The 25,936-nt window shown below is 40.4% G+C and carries 23 protein-coding genes; 8 read left to right on the plus strand and 15 right to left on the minus strand.

Translation table 11 applies throughout. The annotated features are described in order from the left end of the window. Window positions 1–252: 252 nt before the first annotated feature. Together B9A58_RS18295 and B9A58_RS18300 are read right to left on the minus strand one after the other, a co-directional pair. Window positions 253–879, minus strand: coding sequence for a copper homeostasis protein CutC (locus tag B9A58_RS18295; protein ID WP_084374320.1), 627 nt, complete (start codon window positions 877–879; stop codon window positions 253–255). Beyond that, window positions 879–1,463: a YdeI/OmpD-associated family protein gene (locus tag B9A58_RS18300; RefSeq protein WP_084374321.1), complete on the minus strand. Its 585-nt coding sequence runs from the start codon at window positions 1,461–1,463 to the stop codon at window positions 879–881. Before B9A58_RS18300 ends, B9A58_RS18295 begins: the two co-directional genes overlap by 1 nt. A 148-nt stretch (window positions 1,464–1,611) precedes the next feature. Here B9A58_RS18300 and bglX point away from each other — a divergent pair, with 148 nt between their 5' ends. Then, window positions 1,612–3,909: a beta-glucosidase BglX gene (gene bglX, locus B9A58_RS18305; RefSeq protein ID WP_084374428.1), complete on the plus strand. Its 2,298-nt coding sequence runs from the start codon at window positions 1,612–1,614 to the stop codon at window positions 3,907–3,909. A gap of 60 nt (window positions 3,910–3,969) precedes the next feature. On the opposite strand, the gene miaE is transcribed toward bglX, so the two are convergent. The 3 genes from miaE to B9A58_RS18320 are packed head-to-tail and all read right to left on the minus strand — an operon-like array spanning window position 3,970 to window position 7,134. Continuing rightward, the gene (miaE, locus tag B9A58_RS18310; protein ID WP_084374322.1) at window positions 3,970–4,569 is read right to left on the minus strand and encodes a MiaE family protein; all 600 of its coding nucleotides are present in this window, start codon (window positions 4,567–4,569) and stop codon (window positions 3,970–3,972) included. 5 nt (window positions 4,570–4,574) lie between these two features. Continuing rightward, window positions 4,575–6,356 carry a putative porin gene (locus B9A58_RS18315; RefSeq protein WP_084374323.1) on the minus strand — a complete coding sequence of 594 codons (1,782 nt, stop codon included), beginning with the start codon at window positions 6,354–6,356 and terminating at the stop codon, window positions 4,575–4,577. A gap of 52 nt (window positions 6,357–6,408) precedes the next feature. Then, complete coding sequence (locus tag B9A58_RS18320) at window positions 6,409–7,134, minus strand: hypothetical protein (RefSeq protein WP_084374324.1); 726 nt, start codon at window positions 7,132–7,134, stop codon at window positions 6,409–6,411. A gap of 92 nt (window positions 7,135–7,226) precedes the next feature. On the opposite strand from B9A58_RS18320, the gene B9A58_RS18325 reads away from it, so the two are divergent. The 3 genes from B9A58_RS18325 to B9A58_RS18335 are packed head-to-tail and all read left to right on the plus strand — an operon-like array spanning window position 7,227 to window position 10,642. Then, on the plus strand, window positions 7,227–8,321 hold the full coding sequence (locus tag B9A58_RS18325; protein WP_084374325.1) for a Nif3-like dinuclear metal center hexameric protein: 1,095 nt from the start codon (window positions 7,227–7,229) through the stop codon (window positions 8,319–8,321). 5 nt (window positions 8,322–8,326) lie between these two features. After that, complete coding sequence (locus B9A58_RS18330) at window positions 8,327–9,106, plus strand: zinc ribbon domain-containing protein (RefSeq protein ID WP_084374326.1); 780 nt, start codon at window positions 8,327–8,329, stop codon at window positions 9,104–9,106. Window positions 9,107–9,154: 48 nt separating this feature from the next. Continuing rightward, a complete protein-coding gene (locus B9A58_RS18335; RefSeq protein ID WP_084374327.1) occupies window positions 9,155–10,642 on the plus strand; it encodes a tetratricopeptide repeat protein in 1,488 nt (495 codons plus the stop codon). A 2-nt stretch (window positions 10,643–10,644) separates the two neighbouring features. Here the strand turns inward: B9A58_RS18335 and B9A58_RS18340 are convergent, their stop codons facing one another. The 3 genes from B9A58_RS18340 to B9A58_RS18350 are packed head-to-tail and all read right to left on the minus strand — an operon-like array spanning window position 10,645 to window position 12,605. Beyond that, on the minus strand, window positions 10,645–10,980 hold the full coding sequence (locus B9A58_RS18340; RefSeq protein ID WP_084374328.1) for an ArsR/SmtB family transcription factor: 336 nt from the start codon (window positions 10,978–10,980) through the stop codon (window positions 10,645–10,647). A 21-nt stretch (window positions 10,981–11,001) separates the two neighbouring features. Continuing rightward, the gene (locus B9A58_RS18345) at window positions 11,002–11,757 is read right to left on the minus strand and encodes a DUF952 domain-containing protein (protein ID WP_084374329.1); all 756 of its coding nucleotides are present in this window, start codon (window positions 11,755–11,757) and stop codon (window positions 11,002–11,004) included. After that, window positions 11,757–12,605, minus strand: coding sequence for an alpha/beta hydrolase family protein (locus tag B9A58_RS18350; protein WP_084374330.1), 849 nt, complete (start codon window positions 12,603–12,605; stop codon window positions 11,757–11,759). The genes B9A58_RS18345 and B9A58_RS18350 overlap by 1 nt, the downstream gene beginning before the upstream one ends. Before the next feature lie 260 nt (window positions 12,606–12,865). On the opposite strand from B9A58_RS18350, the gene B9A58_RS18355 reads away from it, so the two are divergent. Next, window positions 12,866–13,840, plus strand: a complete 975-nt coding sequence (locus B9A58_RS18355; protein WP_084374331.1) for a polyprenyl synthetase family protein — start codon at window positions 12,866–12,868, stop codon at window positions 13,838–13,840. 10 nt (window positions 13,841–13,850) lie between these two features. On the opposite strand, the gene B9A58_RS18360 is transcribed toward B9A58_RS18355, so the two are convergent. The 7 genes from B9A58_RS18360 to rsmA form a co-directional block, all read right to left on the minus strand. Continuing rightward, window positions 13,851–16,904, minus strand: a complete 3,054-nt coding sequence (locus B9A58_RS18360) for a sensor histidine kinase (RefSeq protein WP_084374332.1) — start codon at window positions 16,902–16,904, stop codon at window positions 13,851–13,853. A 153-nt stretch (window positions 16,905–17,057) separates the two neighbouring features. Next, the gene (locus tag B9A58_RS18365; RefSeq protein WP_084374333.1) at window positions 17,058–17,570 is read right to left on the minus strand and encodes a SixA phosphatase family protein; all 513 of its coding nucleotides are present in this window, start codon (window positions 17,568–17,570) and stop codon (window positions 17,058–17,060) included. A 44-nt stretch (window positions 17,571–17,614) separates the two neighbouring features. Continuing rightward, on the minus strand, window positions 17,615–19,522 hold the full coding sequence (locus B9A58_RS18370; protein WP_084374334.1) for a RecQ family ATP-dependent DNA helicase: 1,908 nt from the start codon (window positions 19,520–19,522) through the stop codon (window positions 17,615–17,617). Window positions 19,523–19,790: 268 nt separating this feature from the next. Further along, on the minus strand, window positions 19,791–20,090 hold the full coding sequence (locus B9A58_RS18375) for a GIY-YIG nuclease family protein (RefSeq protein WP_084374335.1): 300 nt from the start codon (window positions 20,088–20,090) through the stop codon (window positions 19,791–19,793). Window positions 20,091–20,322: 232 nt separating this feature from the next. Further along, window positions 20,323–21,273, minus strand: coding sequence for an NAD(P)-dependent oxidoreductase (locus B9A58_RS18380; RefSeq protein ID WP_084374336.1), 951 nt, complete (start codon window positions 21,271–21,273; stop codon window positions 20,323–20,325). A 4-nt stretch (window positions 21,274–21,277) separates the two neighbouring features. Continuing rightward, window positions 21,278–22,642 (minus strand): magnesium transporter, encoded by a 1,365-nt coding sequence (gene mgtE / locus B9A58_RS18385; RefSeq protein ID WP_084374337.1) that lies wholly within the window; start codon window positions 22,640–22,642, stop codon window positions 21,278–21,280. Next, on the minus strand, window positions 22,635–23,417 hold the full coding sequence (rsmA, locus tag B9A58_RS18390; RefSeq protein ID WP_084374338.1) for a 16S rRNA (adenine(1518)-N(6)/adenine(1519)-N(6))-dimethyltransferase RsmA: 783 nt from the start codon (window positions 23,415–23,417) through the stop codon (window positions 22,635–22,637). Before rsmA ends, mgtE begins: the two co-directional genes overlap by 8 nt. 207 nt (window positions 23,418–23,624) lie before the next feature. Here rsmA and pdxA point away from each other — a divergent pair, with 207 nt between their 5' ends. From pdxA to B9A58_RS18405, 3 genes are all read left to right on the plus strand, one after another. Then, the gene (pdxA, locus tag B9A58_RS18395) at window positions 23,625–24,656 is read left to right on the plus strand and encodes a 4-hydroxythreonine-4-phosphate dehydrogenase PdxA (protein ID WP_084374339.1); all 1,032 of its coding nucleotides are present in this window, start codon (window positions 23,625–23,627) and stop codon (window positions 24,654–24,656) included. 3 nt (window positions 24,657–24,659) lie between these two features. Continuing rightward, on the plus strand, window positions 24,660–25,265 hold the full coding sequence (locus B9A58_RS18400) for a 4'-phosphopantetheinyl transferase family protein (RefSeq protein ID WP_084374340.1): 606 nt from the start codon (window positions 24,660–24,662) through the stop codon (window positions 25,263–25,265). Window positions 25,266–25,332: 67 nt separating this feature from the next. After that, window positions 25,333–25,917: a redoxin family protein gene (locus tag B9A58_RS18405; protein WP_084374341.1), complete on the plus strand. Its 585-nt coding sequence runs from the start codon at window positions 25,333–25,335 to the stop codon at window positions 25,915–25,917. Window positions 25,918–25,936: the final 19 nt, after the last annotated feature.

Raw genomic sequence — 25,936 nt, forward strand, 5'->3', positions numbered from 1 at the left:
CAACCCAAAATAATCAGGTTCGTCATTGCGATCCCGCTTTTTTATGGGAGAAGCAATTTTATCAATAAGATTGCTTCGTTTCCTCGCGATGACGGATCCAGATTATAAGAAGAAACAATTGTTTGATTTAGTATCTAGAGGCCGTTCTAACGAGAGCGGCCTTTTTCGTTTAACCTAAAACCCATCTCTAAATCTCCTCCCAAGAGGAGACTACATTCACAAGGGGAAGAATTGCCATACTATGAAATCATTTCAAATCCCCACCACCAACTTTCCATGATAAGCATCCGCATCAATCAATCGATCAATTTCCAGCAAATTTTCATTGGTGATTTTACCAGCAGCTATAATGTTCAGTTTGTCTTCGGCAGCTAATATCATTTGCCTGATTACTGGAGCTCCTTCCCTAGCAGTAGGCTTTCCTCCAGAGGTGAGTATGGCTGTAATTCCTGGTATTTCCATTAGTTGTCTCACTCCTTTTACAGGATCGTCCAACTTATCAATGGCTTTGTGAAAAGTGACTTTTATAGGATGAGCCAATTCAACCAGCTTTTCGGTTGAAGGAATGTCAATTTCATTTTTATCCGTGAGTAATCCCAATACAATTTCTTGTACACCCATACTTTTTAAAAACTCAATGGAGACCTCCATGACATTTATCTCCTTTTCTGTATAGACAAAATTCCCCGCTCTTGGTCGCACCATCACCTTCACGTGAATAGAGAGTCCTTTTAATACTTTTTCAACCAAAGACAAATCTGGAGTTATTCCATCCAAATCTAGTCTTCCGCAGAGTTCAATCTGAGATGCACCTAATCTCTCTGCGTTTTTGGCTTCTGTCAAATTTTCAACACAGGCTTCTTTGATCAATAAATCCATTACTTCTTTTTACTCCACTTCAAGAGTGGTATTCTTTCTCCTTTTTCGGCACTTTCTATCAACACTTTCAATCGCCTTTGTCGGGTGACTTCTTGCTTGGCACTGATCACCCACCAAATGGTGGGCTTTTTTATAGATGGAGGTAGTTCGTTAAAAAAAGCCCAAGCCAATTCATTGGCACGGAGCTCATCCTCATATTGCTTTTTGAGCTTGATGTTCTTTTGCTCGAAAGAGGCTTTGTTAGTATTCGTTTTATCCCTCTGCTCATAGATGGCTATGCCTGCTGGGCTCACCAGGTTTTCCGCGAGCAAGTGCTTCATCTTGTCCAAATTCACTGCACTCCAATGACTTTTTGGTTTGCGAGGAGTAAACCTGATTTTATAACTTATTTCATTTATTGATTTTCTCAATCCATCAATCCAGCCATAACAAAGTGCCTGATCGACAGATTCTGACCAAGTCATAGAGGGCTTGCCAGATTTGACTTTGTAGAAGCCAATCCATTGCTCTGTCAGTTTTTGATGATTGGTCTCCAACCAAATTCCGAATTCGTTCGGAGATGAGAAAAATATAGGTTCTTCCATTTTGAAATATTAGCAGCCTAAATGGTCATTTCAAAGGTAGTTAAGCTCTTTGACAAATCTCCCTTGCTCTATTGTTACATATCCCCTTGTCCTGATTTTAAGCTTTAACCTTTATTTGTTTCATCAAAAAAAATCTAAAGTGAACGGTATGAAAGTACAATTGGCCATAGCCATTGTGATGGTAGCTCTATCGGGTTGTGTAAATAACACCTCCCAAATGACGTCAACTCAGGGCCTATACACAGCCCAAGTGGATAGTCTTATTTCACTGATGACGCTAGAAGAAAAAGTTGGTCAGCTTAATCTATATGCTGGGAGTTGGGAGTTCACTGGCCCTGTTCCTAAAGATATAAATAACCAAAAGAAATTCGAGAACATAAAAAGTGGCAAAGTAGGTGCCATGCTCAATGTCATTACTGCTGACGGTACCCGAGAAGCTCAAAAACTAGCTGTAGAGCATAGCAGATTAGGTATACCTCTTCTATTCGGATACGATGTCATTCATGGGTATAAAACGATGATGCCTATACCTATTGGGCAGGCCGCCAGCTGGGATGCGGAAGTAGCTAGGTCTGGTGCTCAGATTGCTGCCAAAGAGGCTTCAGCCTCAGGAATCAACTGGACCTTCGCACCTATGATGGATATTGCTAGAGATGCGAGATGGGGCAGAATGATGGAAAGTGCAGGCGAAGATCCATTTTTAGCCTCCTACATGTCTAAAGCATGGATCGAAGGATATCAAGGAAATGATATGTCTGATGAAGCCACCATTGCAGCTTGCGCCAAGCACTTTGCAGCCTATGGATTTGCAGAAGCTGGTCGTGATTATAATACTGTAGACATCAGTATGCAAACCCTATACAACATGGTCTTGCCCCCATTCAAAGCAGCTAGTGAGGCAGGTGTGGCAACATTTATGAACTCATTCAATGAAATTGGTGGTGTGCCTGCCAATGGAAGCGAATTACTACAGAGGCAACTGCTCAAAGGAGCCTGGAAATATCAAAATGGCTTTGTAGTATCTGACTGGGGATCAATTGGTGAAATGATCACACACGGTTATGCAGCAGATACCTTAGAGGCAGGTTACAAAGCACTTACTGCTGGCAGTGATATGGATATGGAAGCTCATGTGTACGAAAACTCTATTGAAGAGTTGGTAGCTGATGGAAAAATCAGTGAAGACATTTTAAATGATGCGGTAAGAAGAATATTGACGGTCAAGTATCAACTGGGACTATTTGACGACCCATACTTATACTGTGATGCTGATAGAGAAAAAACAGATTTATTGACCAAAGAAAACCTACAAGTCGCTAGAGAGGCAGCTAAAAAGTCAATTGTGCTTTTGAAAAATGAAAATAACTTATTACCACTTTCTAAAGAAGGGCAAAGCATTGCAATTATTGGTTCATTGGCCAGTGATAAGGATGTGCCACTGGGTAGCTGGAGAGCACAAGCTGTGGAGAATAGTGCAGTGTCATTGTTGGAAGGCGTGAAAAACGCAGTCACAGATCAGTCTAACGTTCAATTCGCCAGTGGTTACACATTGACCAAAGGGCGCAGACAATTCATTTATGAATTGGAATTTGTAAGTGGTGATCGATCTGGTTTCAGCAAAGCCATAGCACTGGCTAAAAAGGCAGATGTAGTGGTCTTGGCTATGGGAGAAGACTGCTGGCAAACTGGAGAAGGTCGAAGTCAAACAGATATTGGCCTAAAAGGTGATCAAATGGAACTGATGAATGAATTGCTCAAGGCAAACAAAAAAATAGTGGTGACACTGATGAATGGACGGTCACTGGCTATTCCTAAATTGGATGAAAAAATTCCAGCCATCCTGGAGGTGTGGCATTTGGGCTCTGAAGCTGGCAACGCTATTGCAGACGTACTATTTGGGGACTACAATCCGTCTGGCAAACTACCTGTGAGTTTTCCAAGAAATGTAGGTCAGTGTCCAATTTACTACAATCATAAAAATGGTGGGAGACCTGCCACCAATCCTCATGACGCAGGCATGGTGTTTTGGTCTCATTATACTGACTCGCCTAATTCACCATTGTACCCTTTTGGATATGGGCTGAGCTATACCACATTTGAATATGGAGATCTTTCCCTTTCATCCTCAGAGATGAATCCTGACGGAACAATCACGGCATCCATAAATGTTAAAAATACTGGAAAAATGATAGGCCAAGAGACGGTGCAGCTCTACATCAGAGACTATGTAGGAAGTGTGACGCGTCCTGTCAAAGAATTAAAAGGTTTTGAAAATATTACGCTAAATCCAGGGGAAGAAAGAGAGGTTCTATTTACCATCAATAACGAAACACTCTCCTACTATCGTGCAGACTTATCGTTTGGCTCTGAGCCAGGTCGATTTGCAGTGATGATAGGCGGTGACTCCCAAAAAACATTAACGACTGATTTTAGATTGGTCGATTAATAGATTTTAGCAAAAATTAGTTTTGGGTAAGTGGAGAGGAGTCGAGAGGCTCCTCTTTTTTTAATGCATTCGATCTGGTCGAACTTCGAGATTTTTAAGAATTTCAGCTTCGGCCTCCAAAAACTCAGACCAACGTTTCATGACGTAGTCCTCAGGCTTGAATTGCTTGGCCATATCCAAAAAACTATTGTAGTGGCTTGCCTCCGATACCATCAATTCGAAATAGAACTTGCTCAATTCTTCGTCTTGAATATGCTGATGTAGAATTTTGAATCGTTCGCAACTACGCGCTTCGATCAAGGCATTAAGGAGTAGTTTTTCCACCAGTTGATCTTCTCTGCTCCCACCTCCTTTGAGGATCTTAGAGATCGCCAACACGTACTCATCCTTACGCATTTTATCCAACTTGATACCACGCTTCTTCATCATTTCGAGCACGCGTTCGAAATGACTCCATTCCTCAGCCACCAGGTCTGTCAACATCTCCACCAGCTGTTCATGCTCTGGGTATTGCACAATCAGTGATATGCCTGACGAAGCCGCCTTCTGCTCGCAATAAGCATGATCAATTAAAATTTCTGCTATTGACTTTTCAGCAATATTTACCCATCGTGGATCAGTGGGTAAATTCAATCCTAATGTTGTCTTATTTCGTTCCATCACTATCAATCATAAAAATGCCACCTCAGTCCTAAATCAATCATTTTTCTAGTTGCAGGATAGTAAGGTGTCTCAAAATACCCATCTTCTTTTTTCTGATTGAGGTATTTGAATTTAGCCCAAAGACTCAGCTTTTGGGCTTTCATCACGAAAAACAAATCAGCTGTCCAGAAAGAAGAAGCTTCAAATTCATTTTGGACATAAAACTGTTGGGTTACTGGATCGTAAGCATTGGCAAAATAAGCAGACTGCCAGCGTAAATTAACCCCCAACTGCATTTCCATATAGTTGTTGAAAATAATGTTGTCATAATACCACTTACCCATGTAGTTCCAGTCGGGCGTGCGAATGGCATCTGCGCCATCACCAGCTACATTATTGAAAATCACTTTATTTTCTAGTTTGAAGTGTTTACCCAAAAAGAAATCTGATCTCAATGAATAGTTATTGACCAATGCAACAGCTGAATTTTGAGCAGGTAGTTTGTCCTCTCCGAAATAGACATAGTTGTCAATGGTAGATATTTTCACCTCTGGCTCCAGTCTGACAAAAGAAAACGCATGAAATAGTGAGCCTGAAATGGTGTTTGACAAAATGTCCTCAAAACTATTCGACCATTCATTATGATTGCCAAAATATCGCTCAGACATATAGGAAGGCAAATACTTTCTGGAGGTATATTGTGCTCTCAGAAAGTTGTTTTCATACCTTCCAGAAAAATAATATTGTCCCCCATCCATCACTTCGATTTTTCCGCTTAGTGCATTACTTTTTGTCACATAAAGTTTGATGTCTCCGCCAAGATAATTTTCGGCTGTATGTCCAAAGGTATCGAGGTATCTGTAGTTAAAATCAATGTCACGACGTTTCACATACCCAGAATAGAAAATTCGCTTACCTACTCTTCCTTTCAATCCCGCTTCTACTCGCCACTCATTGAAGAGCGAAGCATCCAAGGTGGAGTCTGTTCTAATTAGAAAGTCGTCATAGTAATACGGGGTACCTTGTGCATCTACAGTGGTCAATTGTGTATCCTCAAAACGATTCTCTATATTGATTCGGCTGGCCACAGCATATACTTCAAAAAACTCTGCAACAGAATATTCCTGATACAGATGAAGTCTCGTTCGTGTATCATAGCTGGCCGCCGTACGCAAAAACACATCAGAATCCTGATACTGAAAAAAATCACGTTCTTCTGCATCATCTTCTACAAAAATTCCACCTGACTCCGTCGCTTTGTGCTCAAACTTATAGGCATGAAACATCAAATGATATTTAGAATTCTTCGAGCTATGGAAGGTATAGAGGTCTACGCCAGTTCCTGAAATTTGTGTCTCTCTCAAAGAGGATGAACCAATCAATTTAAAAGCTGAAATTTTATGAACATCAAACCCGATATTCCATTGGGCATTGATATTTCTTGAAAAGCTGAAATCGACTACATTTCTACCCTTACCACCAAAAGCCACATTGAGTTCCATAAATGGAGATTTGGTATCATAGTACTTAAAATCATTTACCTGCTTCACATAGGGCGTATAAGACTCAAATCCTGTCGTACGCCCTATTGTACTGGACTCAGCATAATAAATGGGTCGCATGGCCGTCCCATTATTTCCCAAATCCTGATAAATCGTTTCTGTTTTGTCCTTAAATTCAAAACGCTCCAGATTGTGAATGGCCGTGTCTATGTGATGATACAGTGTATCACTATGCCTAAGATCCCTTTCAAACATGTATCTGGAAGTAGTGGGGCCATAGACTAGTTCAGTACTGTCATCCAAGATTTGCGACCAACTCTGGGTCGATAAGCATACTAAAACAAAAAAGAGTAATCTATTCACTATCCGGATTTGCGTTTGGCAAGAGGTTCAAAATCGAGAGCTCAAAGTTATCACGATCTGATATAAATTCTATTTTATCAACTGAATTAAATGACTTTAATGATTCCATTGAATTTTTGATGAAATACACTTTGGCTTCTGGCTTTAAATATGGCAGCAAATTCAATTCCATCTTTTGGCAATCTGCCGTCTCAGGTGTTTGACAGACCACTACAACATTCGCAGTTTTAGCAGCAGCTTTGGGTGCCTTGAGGTGCCCCACAGGGAAAAGACTGTCAGCATGAAATGGTCGGCTGTAATTAGTAATCAAAATACGGCATTCAGGCCTGACTTCATTTCGGATGAATTCACCATTCATAACAAAAGCAGAAGTATCTGGATGGTATTGATACCATTCTGATAGTCCCAGCACCTTATGGCTCGAACAAAAAGTCTTATCTCCTGATAGTACAGTGCAATAATTCAATGACTCTTTCTTTTCCAATCCAAATTCGTACAGCTTGTATCTGTTCACATGAAGTGCTCCATCTATCAAGTTTTGAATGTATCTTGAAAATCCTAAGGTAGCCTCTGAAGCCAAAGAACCCACTTGCACAACTGGGACTTCAAACTCCACGGACTTCCAAACTCCGAGATCAAACAATCGATTTCTCAACGCTCCTCTAAACCAGTTGACGGCTGCCAGCGGCAACCATATATATCTCCATTTTGAAATCATTCGCCAAAATTAATGGTGTCCGTAGTAATCTGACCCTCTTGGCTCATTAATTTAGCAAAAGCTAAACGTGACATTTCTTATATTTAAGAATTATGAAGATAAACGAAATCATTGATGAGCTTAATCAATGGGCGCCACCTGCCTATCAGGAATCTTATGACAATGCCAGATTGATCACAGGAAATGTGGATGCTGAACTTACTGGCATAGTGGTGAGCCTGGATTGTACGGAAGCAGTCGTTCAGGAAGCCATAGATAAAAAAGCGAACCTAATTGTGGCGCATCATCCTATCGTTTTTAAAGGTCTCAAATCCTTCACTGGCAAAAACTATGTGGAGCGGACAGTTGTCAAAGCCATCAAAAACGACATTGCTATCTTCAGTATTCATACGAATCTCGATAATGTAAACACGGGAGTCAATAGAAAAATATGTGAGCGCCTAGGACTCTCCAATTGCAAAATTCTTGCACCAAAGTCAGGCCTATTGAGTAAGTTGGTGACTTTTGTTCCTACTGATGATGCCCAATCCGTACTGGATGTGTTATACAAATCTGGTCTCGGGCATATTGGCAATTATGATGAATGTAGCTTTCAAGTCATAGGAACAGGAACCTTCCGACCAAACGATCAAGCCAATCCTACTATAGGAAAAAACAATGTACGCGAGTCAGTAAATGAATCCAGAATAGAGGGAATCTTCCCATCTCATATCAAACACAAAGTTGTGTCTGCATTGAAAAAGGCTCACCCTTATGAAGAAGTAGCGTATTACTTAACTGCTTTAGAAAATGAAAATCAAGAAGTAGGATCTGGCATGGTTGGCGAATTAGAATCACCATTGCCCATAGAGTCCTTGATGCAATTACTCAAAGAAAGGTTCAACTTGAAGGTCATTCGCCACACAGAATTCAATAAAAAAGAAGTCACAAGAATAGCTGTATGTGGTGGCTCAGGAAGCTTCCTTTTGGGTCATGCCAAAGGTGCTGGTGCTGACGTATTTATTACTGCTGATTTTAAGTACCATGAGTTTTTTGACGCTGATCAAAAAATAATCATTGCGGATATCGGACATTATGAAAGTGAGGTATTTACAAAAGAATTGATTTGCAATTTTTTAAAAGAAAAATTCGCTAATATTGCACTCAATTTATCCGAGGTGGATACAAATCCTATAAAATACTTTTAAAATACATGGAAAGTACGGTAGCAAAAAAGCTCGAAGCTCTTACAAAATTACAATCAATAGATTCACAACTAGATGAATTAATAAAAGTCAGAGGGGCTTTGCCTGAGGAAGTGATGGATCTCGAAGATGAGATTACCGGATATGAAACTAGGGTAAACAATCACAACAGTCAAATCGAAGAATTAGAGTTGGCTATTTCTAACAACAAAACTGCTATCAAAGACTCTGAAAAACTCATTACGAAATATGAGGAGCAGCAGATGAATGTTAGAAACAACAGAGAATATGATGCAATTACCAAAGAGGTAGAATTGCAGCAGTTGGAGATTCAAATTCTTGAAAAAAGAATCAAAGAAGCTTATGCTAACATTGAGTCTAAAAATGAGGAGATCGCTGACACGAAAAATGCGCTAGAAGAAAGGAAAAAAGATCTTGATAGTAAGAAGGGTGAATTGGACAATATCACTACTGAGAGTCAAGAAGAAGAAGACAAGCTGCTCAAAGGAAGAGAGAAAGCTTCTAAAGGCATTGAAGAGCGTTTATTACTATCTTATAATAAGATCAGAAAAAATGTAAGAAATGGTCTAGCAGTTGTTCCTGTAAAGAGAGACGCTTGTGGCGGATGCTTCAACATTGTACCTCCTCAAAAGCAAGCTGAGATCAGAGAGAAGAAAAAACTGATCGTGTGTGAGCACTGTGGCAGAGTATTGGCAGATGTAGAGGAAGTAGTGATAGAAGAGAAAAAGCCAACCAGAACAAGAAGAAAGGCAGCAGCAAAGAAATAAGCTGATTTGAAGACACTTCAAAAACATATAAATTTTATAAAGGTGGGCATGTCTCACCTTTTTTTGTTTTTCACCCTTCTTGCCTTCGATCAAGCGCTTGCCCAAAGCATAAAAGACCATCCTGAAATTTATGATGCCTATCACGACGTGCTGCGTCTCAAAATAGAAAGCGGGCGGGCCAAGCTCAATCAGGTGATCCCTAACCACGCGCAACTCGGACACTACCACTATGTAAAAAGCCTGGCAGACGTGGTGGAAATCTTGATTACAGAAGACCCCAAACTCTACAAAAAATACCAGGATAGTGAAGAGGACAACCTGGATGGCCTGAGAGAAATGGAGGAGTCTGATCCTCACTACAGATACTATAATGCCGAAATAAGAATTCAATGGGCCATTGTCAAAATCATGTTTGAGGAAGACATGAAAGCGGGTATGTCGCTAAAAACGGCCTACAACTATGTTGAGAAAAATATTGAGAAACATCCCGATTTCGTGGCCAATTACAAAGCTTATGGCTCACTGCATGTCTTATTTGCAGTAGTGCCCGAAAGCTACCATTGGATATTGCGACTATTTGGGATCAAAGGCAACTCCATCCTAGGCTGGGACGAACTCAATCGAATTCAACCAGATAGCCCTTACTGGCTAGAAACAGGCTTGATAAAAACATTAATTGCTGTCAATATTCTAAATAAAGAAGAACAAACGCTTTCTCTATTGGATGAATTGAAAAAGACACACAAGGATAATCTGATAGTCAACTACTTATACAATACTGCACTGATCAAATACGCCAAGAGTGAGCAGGCACTACCCAATTTGCGCAAGCTTCTATTCACCAGTGCAGAGTATCATCAAATAGATAACGTGTACTATAAGCTTGGTGATATTTATATGCAAAAACAACAATATCCATTAGCTAGATATCATTTGTCCAAATTTTTGAATCAGTATGATGGAAGGAATTATGTAAAGGACACTTGGTTCAAAATCTTCTTGAGTTATTGGCTGGAAGGCAATGAAAAAATGGCTGAAATTCATTGGAACAAAGCACAAGAATCGGGTCGTACATTTGCTTCTGCTGATAGAAATGCAAGTAGCATTCTTGAAGAAGACAAATACCCTAATCCACTTCTGATGAAAGCGAGATTAGCTACAGATGGTGGATATTTTGGACTGGCTAATCAGGCGCTGAAAAACATCCAACAGGGCTCATTGGCGGATAAAAAAGACGAATCTGAGTATTTCTATCGTTACGCCAGATTGTACGACAAAACGGGCAGGAATCAAGATGCCATATTCAACTACCTGAATGCGATCAAAAAAGCGGGCAAGGAAAACTGGTACTTTGCACCATCTGCCTGCTTGTATACGGGCTACATTTATGAATCAAGAAAGGACTACAAAAAAGCAGAGTTTTACTACGAGAAGGCCATGTCCTACAAAAAGCACCCTTATAAGGCGGGTATAGACCACAAAGCCTATGCGGCACTAGAGCTCATACAAGATAAGCTCCCAAGAGAGAGAAAATAGAGTTAGCAACAACCACCTGGGTCACATGCGGCACGCTGATCAAAAAACTGTGAGAAGCTATCAGAAATGGATTCCCACTTTTCAGAATCAATACAATAGCAAGTACTCGTCCCTTCTATGTTGCCTTTGATGATCCCCAGATTTTTCAATTCTTTCAAATGCTGAGAAACTGTAGCCTGTGCCAAACCCAATTCCCCTACAATATCACCACAAATACACGTGTTGGCTTTGAGCAAATACTCCAAAATGGCAATTCTGGCAGGATGTCCCAAAGCCTTGGACATGGTCGCCAATTCGTTCTGATGTTCAGAGAATTTTTCAGTTTTAGATAATCCCATAATCGCAATATTACGACAAAACTATTCAATGGTTTTAAAATCAAGATCTTGAGCAGATTCAATAGCACGTAGAAAGACAATCGCAGACTTGTTCAACTTGCCATAAATATGAGGAAAAAGTGTTCCACGTGAGGGTACTTCATTAATTTTTACCTCTGCTTCTACCTTAGACAAATCAATACCTAACAACACCAGTTGATCATCTGGTTTAAAGTATTGCTCATAGGTAGTTCTCAATTCTGAAAGATATGACGTATGAATAAATCCTTCACTTTCTAAAGATGGATGCTTGTAAAGCGTGCTCTGACCTTGGGCTTCCCAATCTTTTTTTGATGACAAATGAAAACTGATAGATTCTCTCTGAGCAGGTGCTTGATACATGCGCGCTTTGGTGAATTTCAAAAACGTATTGAGCACAAAATGATTGGCTTTAATCAAAAAAACATGACGATCCTTTCCTTCCAATAGTTCCAATCCATCTTTTCCAATAAAGCCGTAATACATCCAGCCAAAAAACAAAAAAACCAAGAGCAGATTGGTTTGATAATGATACCAACCCAAAGACAAGGCCAGCCAGGAAAAGCATGTCCCTATTCCTCCTATGACCAAGGGAATGATCAATTTTTTTCTGCTAATCACCAACCCCTTAATAGAAGACAAAGGGAAGTCTACCCTTTTACCCTTAAATATGACAACCAGTATTCGATCATACAGTACCAGCATGTTTTGAGCATCTCCACCCTTTCCCAGATAACATTTCAATAAAATAGGCTGCATCAATCTGCTTTTAAGAAGCTCATCATTCGCTCTACCAAGACTTGTGTATGTTTCGGAAGATTAGGTTCCGTCCAGGGATGTTTGCCTCCAAAAGTGTGGGCGGCCCCAGCAATCTGCAAAACCTGAACTTCAGGATAAAAACTCTTTAGCATCAATAATGATTCCACTGGCACAGTCTCATCAGCATCTCCATGAATGGCTAGAAAAGGAATCTTTAGCTTGGTCAATTGACTACCTATTCTGAATCGCTCTGAGTTTTGTTCAAAATCGTCTACCATCTGATAATTGAGTGGCATGTCCTGATGGGTGCGGGCATTTTTGATATACTGTACACCCTTCTCTTTCCACTCAACAAGAAACTCATCTGACCAAAACCTTTCTAAATCAGGTACGGCCGCCCAAGTCACTAGTTTTTTGATTCTATCGTCCTCACAAGCTTTTAAGATACTCACTGCTCCTCCTCTGCTATGTCCAGCTAAATAAAGTCTGGTCAAATCAATCTCTGCTGATGCCATATCCAATCCACCACTGGCTATACAATCAATGGCTACACTTATATCATCCAGTTCGATACTGAAATTGTTATTAGCGAAAGCTTCTAAATCAACAAATTCTTGTGGGTGCTCAGGAGTCACCCCATTGTGAGATAAATTTATTTTCATGTAAACAAACCCTGCCTCAGCCATTTGATCAGCAATCATATTGAAATGCATCGCGTCCTTAAATCCCTTGAACCCATGTACAAATAGTATCACTGGCTTGTGATTGCCATCAGGCACATATCTAAAATCTATTGCAAACGGCCTTTCGTGGTGTTTAGAAGTGAGTATAAATTCTTTTTTTATCATCTATTTGATTTTAAGCCTGAGTTCGATGAGTATATCATGCGATATTGCCGTAGCAGGTGCTTTTGCCATTTCTGACAAAATAGGCAACAAACCATGTATCACCTTATTTTCATTTCATCTTTTTAAAAATATTAATTGTACTTAGGTTTTTTAGTATAAAACCAAATATCAGCATCCTGATCTCATTATTGAAATAATTATAAAGAACCTTCTATTTATTTTCAGTCTAATCCCTCATTGTGTTAATTTGCGGCCAAATAATGGCGCTTAGAATAAAAGACATCCAATCCCCTGTAGCCAATGAAATGGCTGAATTTGAAAAAAAATTCAGGCAGTCCATGAAAAGCAATGTCATGCTTTTGGACAAAATAATGGCTTACATCGTGAAACGAAAAGGCAAGCAAATGCGCCCCTTATTTGTTTTTCTAAGCGCTGCCACTACTGGCAATGTTTCTGAGGCTTCATATCGTGGAGCGTCTCTCATCGAACTTTTACATACTGCTACACTTGTCCATGACGACGTAGTAGATGATTCTACCTACCGCAGAGGTTTCTTTTCTGTGAATGCACTATGGAAGAATAAAATTGCCGTCTTGGTGGGAGACTTCCTGCTTTCCAGAGGCATGTTATTATCTATTGACAATGAAGATTTTGATTTGCTCAAGCTGGTCTCTGAAGCCATCAGAGAGATGAGCGAAGGGGAATTGCTTCAGATGGAAAAAGCCAAGAAACTGGACATCACAGAAGAGGTCTACTATGAAGTGATTCGTCAGAAGACTGCTAGTTTGATCAAGGCCTGCTGCGCAGTGGGAGCAGCTTCCACAGGCGCTGATCCTGTGACTGTCCAAACCATGGGTGAGTTTGGAGAAAAGGTAGGTATGGCCTTTCAAATCAAAGATGATCTCTTCGACTATGGCACGCAGGAGATTGGCAAACCTTTAGGCATAGATATCCGAGAAAAGAAAATGACACTGCCTCTGATCTACGCACTCAATCAAGCCACCAGTTCTGAAAAGAGTGGCATCAAGCGTATCATCAAAAAGCACAGCGAAAACACCAAAAAGGTGAATGAAGTGATTGATTTTGTGAAAGAGAAGCAAGGACTGGCTTATGCTACAGATGTGATGAATACCTACCACACAGATGCCATCCAAATGCTCAAAACCTTCCCTGATTCTCCCGCTCGCCTATCACTAGAGCAGTTGGTGCAGTTTACTATCGAGCGGACGAAGTAGACTTTTGACTTCAGGAAATCTTGTCCCTTAAATCTGGGAGCTCAATCACAAAAGCAGTGCCCTTCCCAACCACAGACTCAACTTCTATCGTTCCCTTCAGATTCTCTACGATTTCTTTAACCAGATACAAACCCAGGCCAGTTCCTTCGCTTTTGTGCGTCGCTCTGTAGAACATATTAAAGATCTTGCCCTGCTCCTCCTCTTCAATCCCAGGACCATTATCTGAAATTTTTATTCGCAGACCATCTTCAGTCCGTTCCATGCGGATATTCACAAATGGATTATCAGATTCATCAGGTGAGTGATGTTTGAAAGCATTTGTAATCAAGTTGCTCAAGACTATTTTCAATCGCTTCGAATCTGAATGAAACGACGACTCAACTAGACATTCAATGTTGTGTTTTATTTTAGAATAATTATCTAAGAAACTAATATCCTGAAGGATTTCTTCCACCTGAACTTTGACATCTATTGGTTCCACTTCTATTTCCAACCGAGCGTTTTTCGAATGATCTACTATATCTCTAAGCAAGGAATCTAATCGCTGTACGCTTAATTTGATATAATTCAGGTATTCTTCTTTGTTTGGCGATTTATCTAATGTGGCCACATTGATCAGCCCCAGTATAGATGACAGTGGTGAACGCATTTCGTGAGAGGCGCTATATACAAATCGATCCAATTCGGCATTGACTTTTCGGAGTTCTAGATTTTGATTATTAATGAAGGCTACACGCCACCTGAAGAATAAGAATATAACTAGTCCTACCAATACAACACACAACACGATGAACCATATCGTTTCATAATAAAACGGTAGCACACTAAAGCTAAGAGCATCTCCTTCTGTATTCCACACATAACCATCATTGGTCCCGATTACTCTAAAGGTATAGTCACCTGGAGACAAATTGGTATATTCAACGCTTCCGTCATAGGTAGCACCACTCCAGTCATTATCATATCCTTCCAGTTTGTACTTAAATTGATTTCTATCTGGAGAGGTAAAACTCAAGACACTAAAATCAAACCTGTATCTGGAGGTACCTGGCGTACATTCAACGACTTGGTTATTAATATTTATCGCTTGATCATCCACAATCATTTGTCGAATACTTACCCTGGGGATATAATTGTCGCGCTTAAAAGTTTTGGGATTGATAATGACCACTCCACCCAACGTGGGTACATATATGTTGCCATTAGAGATTTTATTTGACCTGGTGGCTCCAGTACATTCTTCCGAATTCATCCCGCTACTTTGATCAATAGTGAAGTAGGGTATTTCATTGATTTCTTTGTTTTGAAACCTCCTCCAATCTGATTTCTTAATTTGTAACACACCTAAGTTGGTTGTCAACCAGAGATGCTTTTGGTTATCTATTACCAAATCAAAAAATGTATTGCTACGTTGATCTGACTGCAATTTAACTTCTTGGAGGCTATCATTTTCAAAATACAACAGGCCATTGTTAGTCGTAATAAATGCGTGCTGAAGTGAGTCAAAATCAACATTAAAAAAGAGAAGCCCAGAATCATCCTTGCCTAAATGATGAGTGCGCGTTGAGCCATCCTGCATGATGATCGTTAGCCCACCACCAAAGGTTCCTACATATATTTCACCTTGTTTTGACTCTGCTATTGAAAATACAAAATTCGATTCCAACCCTGAGCCATTGGCATACACCCGTTCGATTTTACCTCCTTTAAACTTAACCAATCCGCCTGATCGAGTGCCAAACCAAAAATTACCGCTTTGGTCTTTTAGAATCACCCGAAAATTATCAGCTGGCATTCCACTAGCAGTAGAATATAAAATCTCCCGACCTTTGTTGATATGGATGACTCCAATATAGGTTGCCAACCAAAAAGAGCCATCTCGATCATGAAATATATCTCGAACCCCATTTCCATTTAGATTTGTTTTGATGGGCATTACACTATATTCTTCGCCATCAAATACATCTACTCGATTGGCATCAGTCCCTATGTACAAATTTCCATTCCATGATTCGTGAATGATATTGATCCTATCACTTGATAAGGTAGGTCTAGCCAGGTTTGACACCTTACTTTCCCTGATTTGCACCAAGCCTGACCTGTTTGAAGAAATCCAAATTTGATGTTCTTCGTCCATGATCATTGAGGTCACTCTGACCAGGTCTACATCATGCTTGGTCGACAACCATTCCAATCTATTATTGGACTTATTCCAGCGGCCTAATCCATTTTCAGATCCCACCCATATCATATTCCATGCATCAATTATCAACGTGTTGACTGTGGTATTTTTTAGGGGAAGAACCTCATTAAAACTCAAATCTTGATCCATCCATTGCAGGCCTCTCGACGTCCCAATATATAATTTGCCTTCGGAAACAGACAGGCAGCGTACGTTATTACTTACCAACCCCTTGGCTACGTCGAAACTCAGAACGTCATCTGCCAAAAGCTTATGTAGACCGCTATCCTCCGTACCAAACCATATATTTTTATCAGCATCTTCTATGATTGATCTAATGATAGATTTATCAAATAGCTCATCTGTCAGTTTTATGATCGTATCATTTTTTACTTGGTAAAAGCCTTGATAATTGGCTCCCAGATATAAGCTACTGTCCGAGGAAACATAAATAGATCGAATTGATTTTGGCATGCTTATGCCTACGGGTTCATACAGATTAAATATTCCATTTTTGTATTGAACCAAACCATCTCCCTTACTGGCAATAAATATGGTGCCTTCATGGTTTTCAGTGATGGCATAGAATCCATCATTCTCCAAGAATGACAATCTGTTCTTATCATAGGTTTCAATTCTTTCCCCATCATAGATCATGAATCCATTATTGGACGCTATCCAAATGAGGCCATTTGAATCTTGATATACTGCATTTGTATTATTGGATGGAAGTCCTTGATTTGTCGTCCATTGAGAAATGCTAATATCTTCAAGCGATTTTTTAGGATCAAACGCTGGCGACTGAGCGCATAACCATGTGATTCCTGAGCAGGTAAATAATAATAGACACACTAGACTTCTCATTCCTTTCTTGCTCTGCATTGGTTAGGTAACGGGAAGAGAAGATAATGAAAAATAATTATTTATAAATGCCGGATAAAAACTTGTTTTGCAACTATCAAAATTAGGTCAAAACCTAATCAGCAATCTTACCACAGACATATTCACAATGCTAAATGCAGAGATCTGATCATTCTACTCACAGCTAAAAGAGGAATGCAACAAATGAAGTTTACCCTTTTTGTTTCCAAACACTACCTGATAGATTCGGTTGTATATACTTTCATCAAATGCTTCCAACTCCTTTCCGACCAGCAAACCTGCGAGTACACCTGTAGTATTGCTATGACCGACTACAAACGCATCCTCCTTTCGTTTCAATAGCAATTCTGAAAAATCAGCCAATTCACCAGAGTTATACAATTGAATTTCTAAATTTTTAGCTTGAGCAATTGGCTTCGCAGTGTCTTTTGTTCGAATATAATCGCTACTATATATAGCATCCAATGCTACAGCTTCCAATAGGTCTGCAAGCTGCTCTGATCGCTCCTGTCCACAGGAAGTCAGCGCTGGATCATTTGAGCTACCAATGGTATCTTTTTCCGCATGACGCACCAGATAAATAGTGAAAAAATCTTCTTCACACGGCTGCTTGCTACTACACTGAAAACATAAAATGGCTATTATAGCTATCAGAATATTTTTCATCTCTTATCAGTTTTTAGGTTCTATTTGGGAAAATAAGCAATCTATCAAAGCACCTCCAAGCGATCATATCCGACCATTTTTACTACACCTTCATCTATCAACAGCCTTATGGCTTCAGTAAATACAAAGTCATTCTTTACCTCTGACGCTTCCTTGAGTTCGTCAATATAATCTTGACCTGACGCTACCAAAGCCATAATATCTGTTTTGGTTTGATCTAGTGCAGCCATCAGCTTCTCCTGTTTCTTTGCTTTGATACAAACATCACATACACCACAGTTAAGATAAGTTTTTTCGTTGAAGTATTCTTGAAAAATACGTGTGCGACAGCCCTCCTTATTTACGGCATAGGCTTTCATTGCCTCCACTTTCTCTTTGATAACCTTATGCCTGGGAGCTACTTCATTGTAAAACTTCTTGAGCGCAGACACCTCCAATCTTGGGGTGAGGTAAGTCAACTGTGGCAGGGTTTTCATAGGGTCATAAACGATCACTCCTTGTTGCTCTAGCAGCTGCAATTTTTTAATAACTTCACCCTTTGAGTGCTTACTCAACTTGGCCACTTCAAACTCAGACACATTCGTGAAATCAGCATATAGTCCCCCTCCATATAGTCTTAGCATTGATTTGATCACAGGCTCATAAGCCCCATTTGATATGGTGAATTTGTAGACTTCATTGCCATCTAAAGCAAACTTCACCGTGCTAGATTTATTCAAACTTTCACTCACCAGCAACAATCCCATTTCCTCTAACTTCTGGATACAGAAGTGAGCTTCTCTTGGGTTGAGTTGGTAGGTAGCTGCAAACTGCTTCAAATCAAAATCATAACTCTGCCACTGGCTGCTGCCCGTGGCCAACTTGAAGTAATTGGCAATGGCCTGGTATACACGTTGCACATAATCAAGTGTAGGGTTTCTGTGCTTTTCATTTTCGCTCAAGCGAAATAAATCTGAGGGATTGTAAAGCAAAACAGCAAAGGCATTGCGTTCGTCGCGGCCAGCACGACCTGCTTCCTGATAATAAGCCTCCAATGAATCTGGCAAGTCCAAATGCACGACAACACGAACATCTGGCTTATCAATTCCCATTCCAAAAGCATTGGTTGCCACCATCACTCTTCGGGTATTTTTGATCCACTCTTCCTGCTTTTTGTTGCGAGTAACTGGATCTAAACCTGCATGATAGAAATCTGAAGAAATGCCGTGCTGATAGAGATACTTCGCCACGTTCTGAGTTTCTAATCTGCTCTTCACATAGACTATGGCAGACCCCTTCACATTGTTCAGAATGTCAATCAGTTTTGGGCCTTTGTTTTCTAGCTCAAAAGCAGAATAAGACAAATTGGCGCGGGCAAAACTCTTCTGAAATATCGTGGGCTCCTTGAAGTTTAACTTCTCGCAAATATCTTTGGACACGTCAGCTGTAGCTGTGGCTGTTAAGGCAATTTTTTTTGTGTCCGACAAATAATCGTAGATAGAAGCTATTTCTACATACGACGGACGAAAATCATAACCCCATTGCGAAATACAATGCGCCTCATCAACTGCCAGAAGTCCCACTTCCATTTTTTTCAACCTTTCAATAAAAAGATCAGATTTCAAACGCTCGGGCGAAACATATAGAAACTTCACCTTACCATAAACGCAATTATCCAATAGGATATCAATCTCACGCTTTGGCATTCCTGAAGTAACGGCTGCAGCTGAAATTCCTCTTTTTTTCAATTGCTGCACCTGATCCATCATGAGCGCAATCAGTGGTGAGATCACCAAACACAAACCCTCAAGCATCAATCCAGGCACCTGAAAACAGATGGACTTCCCTCCTCCTGTAGGTAGAAGTGCGAGCGTGTCTTTGCCCACCAATACAGATGCGATGATCTCCTCCTGCAAAGGACGAAAGGCATCGTATCCCCAGTATTTTTTCAGTATGTCTTTGGTCTGCTCCAATAGATTGAATGATTTGCAACAAATAAACGAATAAACGGGGATAAAGCAATTGATCTTTTGGTTGCGATGTGGGTCTGTAGGAATGAGACTGCTTCGTTGTGCCTCCTCGCAGTGACGAAAATTAATTTAGGGTCGTCATCGCAATCCCGATAACCATTGTGAGAACCTATCTTATCACTTCATGGATTGTCTCGCGAAGACATGTGCTAAAGCGAAAGGAATAAAATCATTAACGTCATCGCGAGGCACGAAGCGATCTTATTCTCAATTACCAAGAACTAACTTCATCAAACAAATCATTCCACTCAGGATTAATGCTTTCAATCAAATCCTCCTTTTTCTTTCTCAAACCACCTTTGATCTGCTTTTCTCTAACTATAGCTTCTTCTATCGAATGAAAACCTTCGTAATAAACCAACTTGGTCGTATTGTATCTGCTCGAAAAGCTCTTTGGGTATTTCTTTTCCTTGTGTTCAACAATTCTTGAGTACAAATCTGAAGTGACTCCAACGTACAAAGTAGAATGATTTCGATTAGTCAAAATATAAACAGCTCCACCTTTTTGCATAGGTTAATTTAAGGATGATTACTGAAAATATGATGAGACTGCTTTGTCGTACCTGCTCGCAGTGACGGCATCAATTTTAAGTATCCAACCGTAATTCTAAACGTCTTCGCGAGGTACGGGGACGTCTAGTCTAAGCGATCTTATTCATTAATTGCCGAACAAGTTATGGGGTTGGTTTTGTTTTGCCTTTTCAGCCAATTTTTGATCATTATTGGCTTCTCTCCAATGCTTCTTATTTTCCATCACTCAAATTCAAATGCTTGATTTTGTCTACGAGTACTTCATTGATCTTTTGATACGACTCAAAAGACCAGCCACCCACATGAGGTGAAAACAAAACCCGATCATCTTTGATCAGCTCGTTGAAAGTTTTGGCCTGTGCATCAGTCAGGAAATGTAATTTTTCATTTTCCAGCACGTCCAGGGCTGCCATACGAACAGTTCCGTCATTCATAGCAGCCAATAAATCTTTGAGTGGCACCACCTCTCCTCGCGACGCATTGATGAAAACAATCGGCTTTTTGAATTTTTGCAAATATTTTAAATCAACAAGATTTCGTGTTTCATCTGTCAATGGTATGTGCAAACTGAATATATCAGCTTGTTCATAAATATCATCCATATCCACCTGCTCCGCATATAGATCGCCATATTTTTTTTTATACTTATCAAAAGCGATCACACGACAACCAAATCCGCTGAGCTTTTCTGCTACAGCACTGCCCATGTTGCCATAACCCAGTATCCCAACCGTCTTGCCGCTTATTTCAAAACCACGGTTGCCTTCACGATCCCAAACCTTGTTGCGTACGTCCATGTCACCATGTCGTAGATTATTGGACAGGGAAAGTAGCATACCCACCACGTGCTCGCCAAGGGCATCACGATTGCCTTCTGGGGCATTGAGCAACTCAATATTTCTTGAAGCTAAATAGTCCTCATCACACTGATCCACTCCTGCTCCTGCACGAGCAATGAATTTCAATTCTTTCTGCCCTTCTAGAAGTTCTTTGTCTATACTGGTCTTGCTTCTTACCACAAAGCCAACAAACTGCTCCTTATGATTGATGATTTCTTCACGAGAGATATCTGGATTATAAACTGGATCAAACCCAGCTTTTTTCAGCAATGGGGAAATGCTTTTGTGCATTTCGTCAATAATTAAAATGCGATTATTGGTCATGGAATTAAAAACCGTAGAGAAAATGTGCAACCATAAAATAGACCGTCAGCCCCAAAAGATCATTGGCTGTCGTAATGAATGGCCCTGAGGCCATGGCTGGATTGATACCAATCTTATCTAAAGCAAGTGGAGTGACAGTACCCATAAAAGAAGCCAACAGAACAACACTAAATAAAGCTATTGCTACTGTACCTGCCATCGCCTGATCTGAAGTGGAAAAAATCACAATCCCAAAAACAATAAGCGCCAGAATGATGCCGTTGACCACGGCCACGAAGAATACTTTCAACATTTTCTTGAGTAAAGTATCTTCAAAGGCATTGTAGCTGGCTAAGCCCTGCACCACGATAGATGAAGACTGAATACCCACATTGCCACCAGTCGCCGTGATGAGCGGTATAAAAAATGCCATGGCCGGGATAAGCGCAATATCTTTCTCAAACAGGCTAATAAATTTGGCGCCAAGCAATCCCCCAACCAATCCTATCACCAGCCAGGGCAAGCGTGCTTTGGATAATACCCAAACCGTATCATCTTCCTCCACGTCACCCGAGATACCTGTCATCATTTGACGATCTTCCTCGGCCTGTTCGGTAATGACGTCCATCGCATCATCAATAGTAATTCGCCCTACTAATTTGCCTTTTACGTTGACAACGGGCAGTGCTTCCAAGTCATACTTCTGCATGGTCAGTGCTACTTCCTCCTCATCTGCATGTGTACCTACAGAGACTATATCTTCTTCATAGATATCTGCAACCAAGGCATCAGGTTCCGAGAGGATAATTTTCTTTAAGGAAACACGCCCAAGGAGTTTACCTTCATTATCCACCACGTAGACCGAATAAATCTTCTCTACATTTTCGGCCTGCTTTCTAATTTCTTCAATACACTGCTGGATCGTCCAATTGAGATTGGCTCGGATCATTTCCTTCGCCATCAGACCTCCTGCTACATCTTCTTCGTAGCGCAATAGGTCTAAGATATACCCAGCCTTTTCTTCGTTTTCAACGGAAGCAATAACTTCTTCTCGTTTTTCTATCGGAAGCTCGTTGATCACATCCACGCCATCATCAGAATCCATCTGATCAACAAAAGTAGCTAGCTCGTCTGCTGTAAAATTCTCTAGAAATAGAGATTGGCGATCTTCCTCCAGATTGACGATGATTTCCGCTCCTACTTCTACGTCGAGCAAGTCAATGACGAACTTGGTCTGCTCTGCATCCAACTCACGGATGACCTCAGAGATATCTGCTGGATTGACACCATTGAGTGTGGAAGTCACAAAGTCAGCCTCCTTTGCATCTACCGCTTGGGTAAATGCTTCAAGATACTCCTTCGAAAGCTCAAATTCCATGTGCTCAATCATGACCCTCTATCAGTTTAGTCAGTTTGACAAAATCCGCTACAGAAAGTTGCTCAGCGCGCTTATTTAGCACTTCAAGCTGCTGCATAGATTCGGGCAAATTTAGCCCTTTCAAGGCGTTTCGCAAGGTTTTACGACGCTTTTGAAATCCTTCCTTTACGACTCTTTTAAATAGTACTTCATCACAGTCCAATTGCTTCACATTGTTCCTCACCAGACGAATCACGCCAGAGTTGACTTTTGGAGGAGGGTTGAAGACATGGGGTGGCACTGTAAATAAATATTCAATATCATAATAAGCCTGTAGCAGCACACTTAGAATTCCGTAGGTTTTATTGCCTTCTTTGGAGGCGATACGCTCTGCCACTTCTTTTTGGATCATCCCTACCACATAGTTCACTTGCTTTCTATTTTCCAACACCTTAAAGAAAATCTGAGATGAAATGTTGTACGGAAAGTTGCCAATGATACTCAAAGGCTGGTCACCAAAAATTTCTTTAAAATCACTTTTAAGAAAATCTGTGAATTGAATGTCTACTGCTTTGCCTATGTAACGATTTTTGAGGTAATCAATAGACTCCGAATCCAAATCCATCAAAACCAACTGTTTGATTCCTTTATCAATCATCAAATCAGAAAGCACGCCTGTCCCAGGCCCTACCTCAAGCACGGCCTCAGGGTCAGTCTCGTCAAACAGGCCTTTTACGATGTTTTTGGCAATGTTCTGATCCTTCAAAAAATGTTGTCCTAAATGCTTTTTGGGCTTTACTCCGGCCATAGTTTTACGCAATGATTTATCTAGAATTGGCTCTAGTTTTCAGTTATATTTTCTAATTTGATCAACTGCATGGATGTCTTGAAAATACTAGGTGTATCTCAGGGATTCCTTTTAAATTGCAATCAATAATTCATTCAATACATACCTAAATGTAGATGATCCAAAACCAAAACCGTGGCTGCGGATCATTAAATTTTGACATTAGACATGGACAAAGAATCTAAAAGCCATAAACAAAAACCACTGATTGGAATCACGATGGGCGACATCAATGGCATCGGGCCAGAAGTGATCATCAAAGCACTAGAAAACAGCAAGATTACCCAGCATCTTACCCCCATTATTTATGGCTCTGCAAAAGTACTTTCGTTTTACAGAAAGCAGTTGGACCGCAACAATTTTAATTTCTCACCCATCAGCGATTTATCTAAACCTTACCATAGAAAAGTAAATGTTCTGAATTGTTGGGAAGAAATGGTTGACATCACGCCTGGTCAAGACAATGCGATAGGTGGGAAGTACGCATTCAAGTCATTGGAAACAGCAACAAACGACCTGATAGAAGGCAAAATCGCTGCGCTGGTCACCGCACCCATCAACAAACTCAACATCCAAAACGACAATTTCAAATTCGCTGGACATACTGAATATCTTGCCGAGAAGGCTGGCTCGAAAGAGAGCTTAATGTTCATGGTTTCTGACGCCATGCGTGTGGGTGTATTGACTGGCCACATTCCGCTAAAAGATGTGGCAGCTGCTGTAACTAAGGAAAATATTGCCAAGAAGCTCAAGATGATGACTAAATCCCTGAAGCAAGACTTTGGTATTGCTAAGCCGAAAATTGCAGTGCTAGGACTAAATCCTCATGCAGGTGAAGATGGACTTTTGGGCAAAGAAGAAATTGAGATTATCCGTCCCGCCATTGAAGAGTTTAAATCAAAAGGACAACTCGTCATGGGGCCTTATCCTGCGGACGGATTTTTTGGTTCGGGCGAGCATCATAAGTTTGATGCCGTACTGGCCATGTATCACGATCAAGGTTTGATTCCTTTCAAAAGTTTAACTTTCTCAACTGGTGTGAATTTCACGGCAGGCTTGCCTTTCATCCGGACTTCTCCAGATCATGGCACGGCCTATGCTATTGCAGGAAAGGATCAGGCAGATGAAGGTTCCATGCGCACAGCCATTTTTGCCGCTTTGGATATTGCCAATTCTCGATTGGAAAACGCCGAGTCCTAACCTATGCGTACGCATTGGATCAAAATTAATCCAAGCAGCACCTCTGTAGGGCTGGCAGAAATTTCTTCTGAAAATGATGAAATTCTTCAGAAGAATCATGCGGACTTAGATGATCTTCATCCCAAAAAGCGATTAGAGTTTTTGGCCTCACGCCAATTGATTCAACAAATGTGTGAAGAGTTGGACATTGCATACATGGGCATTCAAAAGGATGAATTCGGAAAACCTCATTTGATTGAGTCTGGATTTCAAATATCAATTTCTCATAGTTATCCCATGGTGGCTTGTGCCATTCACCCATCTGAGCCTTGTGGTATAGACATAGAGTCTATCCGCCCTCAGCTACTAAAAATCAGACACAAGTTCCTAAATACTGCTGAACTCAAGTACTGTGGGGACGATTTGAATAAACTCTGTCTACATTGGTCAGCCAAAGAAGCCTTGTACAAAATACATGGACGGAAAAGTTTGGCGTTCTCAGAGCAGCTGGCCTTAACAAAAATTGACTCTGAAGAGGTTGCCGCTCAAATCCATTCTGAAGGAGAAACCAAGAACTACATACTCAAGTTTGAACATTTTTTAGAATATTTTTTGGTTTATAACGTTTGATCTGTGCGCTTCGTGATAAAAATTCATTAAAGTTTCTACCTTTAAGGTAGCAGCAAAAAAACCAAACATGAACCGTAAACTCATTCTCACTCTTGCTGCCCTATTGGCTTCGGCACATTGTTATTGTCAAAATCTGATTAGCAAGGATTTGCGCTTATACAATGTAAAAACGGACAGTGAAATCAGCATAAATCATTTTAATTCTCATAGTGCAGTTGTAATGGTGTTTACAAGCATAAACTGCCCCTATGCTAAACTGTATAAAGATCGAGTGGCTGCCCTATCTCAGCAATATATTGATCAAAACGTGCGCTTTGTTTTTGTCAATGCCAACACAACAGACCCTTCGAGAAAGGAAACCATTGCACACATGAAGGAAGAAGTCAGCAGTATGCATAAAGATGTTCATTATTTTGCCGACAAAAATCATTCAGTACGAAAGTCTTTGAATGTAGAAAAAAACCCTGAAGTGATCATTCTTACTCCATCTTCTCAGGGGTTTCAAAAAGTCTACCAAGGGGCTATAGACGACAGTCCCCAATCAGAATCGTTGGTGAAGAAAAACTATATTGAAATGACTTTGAATAATGTGCTCTCCAATCAGGCGGTTTCTATAGCTTATCAAAAACCCATTGGGTGCAGAATTAAATGAGGGCACACTGTAGCACCCT

Origin of the sequence: Reichenbachiella faecimaris (assembly GCF_900176375.1) — a bacterium.
GTDB classification, from domain to species: Bacteria; Bacteroidota; Bacteroidia; order Cytophagales; family Cyclobacteriaceae; genus Reichenbachiella; species Reichenbachiella faecimaris.

Excerpts from the sequence above, each read along its gene's own strand:
- B9A58_RS18320 (WP_084374324.1), bottom strand. The coding sequence starts at position 7,134 with ATGATTTCAAAATGGAGATATATATGGTTGCCGCTGGCAGCCGTCAAC.
- miaE (WP_084374322.1), bottom strand. The coding sequence starts at position 4,569 with ATGGAACGAAATAAGACAACATTAGGATTGAATTTACCCACTGATCCA.
- B9A58_RS18325 (WP_084374325.1), top strand. The coding sequence starts at position 7,227 with ATGAAGATAAACGAAATCATTGATGAGCTTAATCAATGGGCGCCACCT.
- B9A58_RS18400 (WP_084374340.1), top strand. The coding sequence starts at position 24,660 with ATGCGTACGCATTGGATCAAAATTAATCCAAGCAGCACCTCTGTAGGG.
- bglX (WP_084374428.1), top strand. The coding sequence starts at position 1,612 with ATGAAAGTACAATTGGCCATAGCCATTGTGATGGTAGCTCTATCGGGT.
- B9A58_RS18335 (WP_084374327.1), top strand. The coding sequence starts at position 9,155 with ATGTCTCACCTTTTTTTGTTTTTCACCCTTCTTGCCTTCGATCAAGCG.
- mgtE (WP_084374337.1), bottom strand. The coding sequence starts at position 22,642 with ATGATTGAGCACATGGAATTTGAGCTTTCGAAGGAGTATCTTGAAGCA.
- B9A58_RS18355 (WP_084374331.1), top strand. The coding sequence starts at position 12,866 with ATGGCGCTTAGAATAAAAGACATCCAATCCCCTGTAGCCAATGAAATG.
- B9A58_RS18375 (WP_084374335.1), bottom strand. The coding sequence starts at position 20,090 with ATGCAAAAAGGTGGAGCTGTTTATATTTTGACTAATCGAAATCATTCT.
- B9A58_RS18360 (WP_084374332.1), bottom strand. The coding sequence starts at position 16,904 with ATGCAGAGCAAGAAAGGAATGAGAAGTCTAGTGTGTCTATTATTATTT.
- B9A58_RS18405 (WP_084374341.1), top strand. The coding sequence starts at position 25,333 with ATGAACCGTAAACTCATTCTCACTCTTGCTGCCCTATTGGCTTCGGCA.
- B9A58_RS18350 (WP_084374330.1), bottom strand. The coding sequence starts at position 12,605 with ATGATAAAAAAAGAATTTATACTCACTTCTAAACACCACGAAAGGCCG.
- B9A58_RS18380 (WP_084374336.1), bottom strand. The coding sequence starts at position 21,273 with ATGACCAATAATCGCATTTTAATTATTGACGAAATGCACAAAAGCATT.
- B9A58_RS18330 (WP_084374326.1), top strand. The coding sequence starts at position 8,327 with ATGGAAAGTACGGTAGCAAAAAAGCTCGAAGCTCTTACAAAATTACAA.
- B9A58_RS18300 (WP_084374321.1), bottom strand. The coding sequence starts at position 1,463 with ATGGAAGAACCTATATTTTTCTCATCTCCGAACGAATTCGGAATTTGG.
- B9A58_RS18340 (WP_084374328.1), bottom strand. The coding sequence starts at position 10,980 with ATGGGATTATCTAAAACTGAAAAATTCTCTGAACATCAGAACGAATTG.
- rsmA (WP_084374338.1), bottom strand. The coding sequence starts at position 23,417 with ATGGCCGGAGTAAAGCCCAAAAAGCATTTAGGACAACATTTTTTGAAG.
- pdxA (WP_084374339.1), top strand. The coding sequence starts at position 23,625 with ATGGACAAAGAATCTAAAAGCCATAAACAAAAACCACTGATTGGAATC.
- B9A58_RS18345 (WP_084374329.1), bottom strand. The coding sequence starts at position 11,757 with ATGCAGCCTATTTTATTGAAATGTTATCTGGGAAAGGGTGGAGATGCT.
- B9A58_RS18295 (WP_084374320.1), bottom strand. The coding sequence starts at position 879 with ATGGATTTATTGATCAAAGAAGCCTGTGTTGAAAATTTGACAGAAGCC.
- B9A58_RS18365 (WP_084374333.1), bottom strand. The coding sequence starts at position 17,570 with ATGAAAAATATTCTGATAGCTATAATAGCCATTTTATGTTTTCAGTGT.